The organism is uncultured Campylobacter sp., from assembly GCF_938017615.1.
In the GTDB taxonomy this organism is placed as follows: Bacteria; Campylobacterota; Campylobacteria; order Campylobacterales; family Campylobacteraceae; genus Campylobacter_B.
This window is the reverse complement of the sequence record NZ_CALIJA010000001.1, coordinates 1-4,822: the sequence shown is the minus strand read 5'-3', so window position 1 is coordinate 4,822 and position 4,822 is coordinate 1. Positions and strand designations below refer to the sequence as shown.

Below are 4,822 nucleotides of genomic sequence, written 5' to 3'. Positions count from 1 at the left end.
AAGAGCTCGGCGATCGAAATTTTAGTGACGGTGTGCTTTTTAGCGGGCTGCCGCGTAAATTTGAAGTGATGCGCTACCACTCGCTTTATGTGGACGAAGCTACGCTGCCGCGCGAGTTTGAAATTTTAGCAAAGAGCGAAAATGACGGCGTTATAATGGCGATGAAGCACCGAAGTAAGCCGGTTTTCGGCATTCAATTTCATCCCGAGAGCTTTTTTACTCAATACGGCAAAAAGATCATCGAAAATTTCATCAATTACGGCAAAAAGATAATTTTAAAGGAGAAACTCGTGGTAAATTTCGCCCCGTTTATGTTGAAACTACAAAAGGGCTTCCCGCTAGACAGCGATGATTACGCGGTCATTTGCAAGGCGCTTTACGAGCAGGATTACGACATCGTGCAGCTTGCGGGGCTGCTCGTGCTAATCAGCGAAAAATCGCTCTATCCAAGCAGCCTTACGGCGCTCGTGCGCAGTATCTTAAAATACTCGATCACCTACGACGATCCGAGCCCGATGTTTGACATCGTGGGCACGGGCGGCGATAGGCTAAAGACGATCAATATCTCCACGACCGTGGCATTTATCGCGGCAAGCTTCGGCGTGCGCGTCGCCAAGCATGGCAACCGCGCGATCACCAGCAGATCGGGCAGCTCCGATGCGCTGGACGCTTTGGGCGTGCCGCTACTTAGCGATCTTGCGCAGATTAGGGCACTGCTAGATCGCACGGGGCTGGCATTTTTTCACGCGCCGTTTTTTCACAAGATCACCGCCGAGGTAAAAGAGGTGCGAAACCGCCTAAAAATCGGCACCGTCTTTAATATAATGGGGCCGCTGCTAAATCCGAATTTAAGCCTAAGCAATCAGATCGTGGGCAATTATCTGGAGGAAGTAAACGGGCTCATCGCCGAAACGCTGATGATTTTGGGGCGCAAGCACGCTCTGGTGGTGCACGGCATGGACGGCATGGACGAGATCAGCCTATGTGACGAAACGCTAATCCACGAGGTCAAGGATGGCAAAATTTTAGAATACCGCGTAAATCCCGAGCAGTTCGGCTTTAAACGCGCATTTCACGGCGATATAGAAGGCGGCGATGGCGAGGCTAATGCCGAAACTTTAAAGCAAATTTTAAAAGGCGAGCTTGGCGGGCCGAAATTTGATATCGTCGTGCTAAACGCGATGTTTGCGCTATACTGCGCCGATGTCGTAGCAAGTCCTGCGGAGGCTAAGCCGCTCATTTTAGAGGCGATCAGATCAGGCAAAACGTGGAAATTTTACGAAAACTACGTAGGAGCGAGAGCTTAGATGGCTAGCGGCGAAAAGAGGGAGTTTTTAAGCGAGCAGCTCATCAGCTATCTGGGCAACAAGCGCTCACTGCTAGCGCCGATAGAGCGGGCGATCTGCGAGATTAAGGCGGAGCTTGGACGGGGCAAGGTCAGCTTCGCAGATGTCTTTAGCGGCAGCGGCATCGTCGCGCGCCTGGCTAAAGCGCACTCAAACCTCGTTATCGCAAATGACCTAGAGGGCTACTCGCGCGCGATAAACTCCTGCTACCTTTCAAATTTTAGCGACGAGCTGTGGCGAGGCTTGAGCGAGTTGCACGCTGAAATTTTAAGAAATTTCACGCCGAAGGAGAGCTTTTTTAGCGAGCTGTACGCGCCGAAAGACGATGAGAATATTAAAGTGGGCGAGCGCGCTTTTTACACGCGCCGAAACGCCCTGATTTTGGGCGGGCTTTGCGAGCAGATCGGTAAAATCCCACAAAAATTTCGCGATTTTTTCACCGCGCCGCTGCTTAGCGAGGCGAGCATCCACTCAAACACGGGCGGCGTTTTTAAGGGCTTTTACAAGGATAAAGCGGGCGTGGGCAAGTTCGGCGGTAGCGGCGAAAACGCGCTAGCTCGCATAATGGGCGAAATTTCCCTACGCCTGCCCGTGCTTTCAAATTTCGCCTGCGAAAGCGCGGTCTTTCAAGAGGACGCCGCGCGCTTTGCACAGAGTGCGCGCGAGCGCTTTTCGCAGCTTGACGTCGCGTATTTTGATCCGCCCTACAATCAGCACCCCTACGGCTCGAACTATTTCATGCTAAATTTGATCACGGATTTTATAAATGAGGGCAAGCGCCCAAATGCTGCAGGGCTTAGCAAGGTCTCTGGAATCCCCTCAGACTGGAATCGCTCGGCGTATAATAAAAAATCAAGTGCTGCTGAGGAATTTTTTGCGCTGCTGGCGGATTTTCCGGCGAAATTTTTAATAATCTCTTTTAATTCCGAGGGCTTTATCTCGAAGGCGGAATTTTTAAAAAACCTTGCACACATCGGCTCTGTGCGCACGATAGAGATCCGCTATCCGACCTACCGCGCGAGCAGAAATTTAAACGCGCGCGAGCTTTACGTGACGGAATTTTTATATGTCGTACAGAAGTAAGATCAAAATTTGCGGCATCAAAAGCGCCGCCGAAGCCCACGCCGTGCTGGCGTGCAGCTCGGCTTTATGTGTAAATTTAGAGCGCGCGGACGGCGCCAAAAATTTACCGCAATCGGGTAGCGAGAGCTCGATAAAAAATTCTAATTTTTGCGGCGAAAATTCTGGGCGGAATTTTAATTTGGATGCCAAGAATGCTACGCGAGATTTTAATCAAGGCGGCGAGAATTCCGCATGCCGCGCACAAAATCATGCAAATTTTACGTCCGAGCAAAATTCCGATTGCGATAAAAATTTCGGCGGCAGTTCGCGAAATCTGGGCGATGGCTCGGGCGTGCGCGTGGAGTTTTTAGGCGTGATATTCGTATCAAGCTCCAAGCGCCGCGTGAGTATAGAGACAGGGCGCGAGATCGCACGCATCGCGCACGAAAACGGCGCAAAGTGCGTCGGAGTTTTTGCTTTGAGCTCCGAAAAACACAGCGTCGCCTCGTGCGAATGTAAAAATTTTAGCGGCAAAACTTGCGGCAGCAATAGCGGCTTAGAATTTTATGAAAACGAGCGCGAGGATTTGAGCGTAAATTTAAACGCAAGCCGCACCGCGTCTGCTTCTGTAAAAGATCTAAATTTTGAAATTTTAGACGCGGAAGCTTTATACGAGGAGCAAATTTTAAAAATTTGCAGCCTTTGCGAGCTAGACTGCGCTCAGATTTATGGACACATAAGCGCGGATTTCAAAGCGCGCCTCAACGCAGCAGGCATCGAGGCGTGGCAGGTGCTAAGCATTGGCGCCGAAATGCCGCCGCTTGAGGGTTTGAGCTGCGATCGGATCTTATTCGACGCCAAAGGAGCGAGCTTGGGCGGCAACGGCGTGAGCTTCGACTGGGATCTGTTGCGACGTGTAGGGCTTAGCTACGAAAGACGAGACGGCGCAACGAGCGATGAAAAAAACTGCGCGGGCAACACAGTTCAAATTATGGACGGCACAAAATACGACCCTGCTAGCGGGCGATGCGATACGCAAAATAACGTAACAAGTAACGAAAAATACTACGTAGCAGGCACAATGCAAGGCGCTGGCGACACAAGGAGCCATATTAAACATAGCACGATCTGTAACAGATATAGCGAGGGGAATTTAAAGCGCGATAAAAACGGCAGCTGCGGCAATTCTTGCACGGAGCATAGCGAAAACGGAAATTTGAAGCTCAAGAGGGTAAGCGACGTGTGCTGTGCCTCTAATAGCAATGAAGCGAGCGAACGCACACATGATATTGTTCGATCGAGCAATACGAAACAAGAAACAAACGCCGATCGTCGCGCCGAAAAAAATGACGATGAGTGCAAATTTAGTGCGTGTGCTACCGCTCGGCTGAGTGGTGTAAGACCCACAAGCGAAGGCGTCAATAATCAAGGTGCAAACGACTATGAGGCGGGCGCGCCAAATATTACGAATGACGGCGGTGAGGTGGGCAAGTCGGGTGCCGCAAAGGATGATAGTGCGGATAAGTGTAGCACTGCTTCCAAAGGCGGCGCGATCTCTTTTATTCTTGCAGGCGGCATCGGCGCGCAAAATATCCTTGAAGCACTCGCGCTGCGCCCCTACGCTATCGATCTAAACAGCCGGGTGGAGGACGCGCGAGGCATCAAAGATCCGCAAAAGATAAGTGAAATTTTGCAAATTTTAAAAAATGCGCAAGGCTGATCTCCGTGTGCAAACTCGCGCGATAGTTATATCTAAATCAAGCGCGTATAAGGAGGAACCAAATGCGTAATGACGAAATTGCTAGGTTTGGCATAAGCAAAACGCGGTATGATGAAAATATAAAGGATTTCTTACAAAATAAAAATTGCGATAAGTGAAATTTGGCGGGCGGCGGGCTAAAATTTACGAGCGATGGCAGGCAAAATTCTATAAATGCCAGCGAGCAAAATTTTACGAATGTCGTTGAACAAAAATCGCAAAGCGATTTCTCTTGCACCACTGATACGCCCTCGCAAAATTTTAAAACTCAAGCTAGAGATTACGACAAAGAGCCGATAACCATAAAAGATAACTCGATAGAGATGATTAAATTTTATTCGCCATTTCTGTATTTTCTTAATTTCATAGATTTTGGAACAAGGCAAGACTCGCCAAGATCCATTAAACGCTGGCTAGAACTTCCTGGTAAATTTGGCACCTGCTATATAAAATTTAAAAATTCAGTTATCGAATGTTATTCCGAGAAAAAGAGAGTGACCCTATACTCTATAAATTTATCCGAAATAATTGCAATAAAACGCACCTTTGGGCCATCCACTTTAAAAATGACGGAAAAAGGTAAAATTTCAACATTTTTTGTCGCGTTTACGTGGATAATCCTTTTATCTTTGGTAGTAACTTTTAAAAATAAAAT

4 protein-coding genes are annotated in these 4,822 nt (G+C 48.6%); all 4 read left to right on the top strand.

Annotated features, from left to right (window positions below):
- A partial coding sequence (gene trpD, locus Q0620_RS00020) for an anthranilate phosphoribosyltransferase (protein WP_298782570.1) occupies positions 1 to 1,307 on the top strand: 1,307 nt, incomplete at its 5' end.
- On the top strand, positions 1,308 to 2,429 hold the full coding sequence (locus Q0620_RS00015; protein ID WP_298782568.1) for a DNA adenine methylase: 1,122 nt from the start codon (positions 1,308 to 1,310) through the stop codon (positions 2,427 to 2,429).
- Complete coding sequence (locus Q0620_RS00010) at positions 2,413 to 4,128, top strand: hypothetical protein (RefSeq protein WP_298782566.1); 1,716 nt, start codon at positions 2,413 to 2,415, stop codon at positions 4,126 to 4,128. The genes Q0620_RS00015 and Q0620_RS00010 overlap by 17 nt, the downstream gene beginning before the upstream one ends.
- 161 nt (positions 4,129 to 4,289) lie before the next feature.
- Positions 4,290 to 4,822 (top strand): hypothetical protein (locus tag Q0620_RS00005; RefSeq protein ID WP_298782564.1); only part of this gene is annotated, 533 nt, incomplete at its 3' end.

Coding starts and splice junctions, on each gene's coding strand:
- Q0620_RS00015 (WP_298782568.1), top strand. CDS start 1,308: ATGGCTAGCGGCGAAAAGAGGGAGTTTTTAAGCGAGCAGCTCATCAGC.
- Q0620_RS00010 (WP_298782566.1), top strand. CDS start 2,413: ATGTCGTACAGAAGTAAGATCAAAATTTGCGGCATCAAAAGCGCCGCC.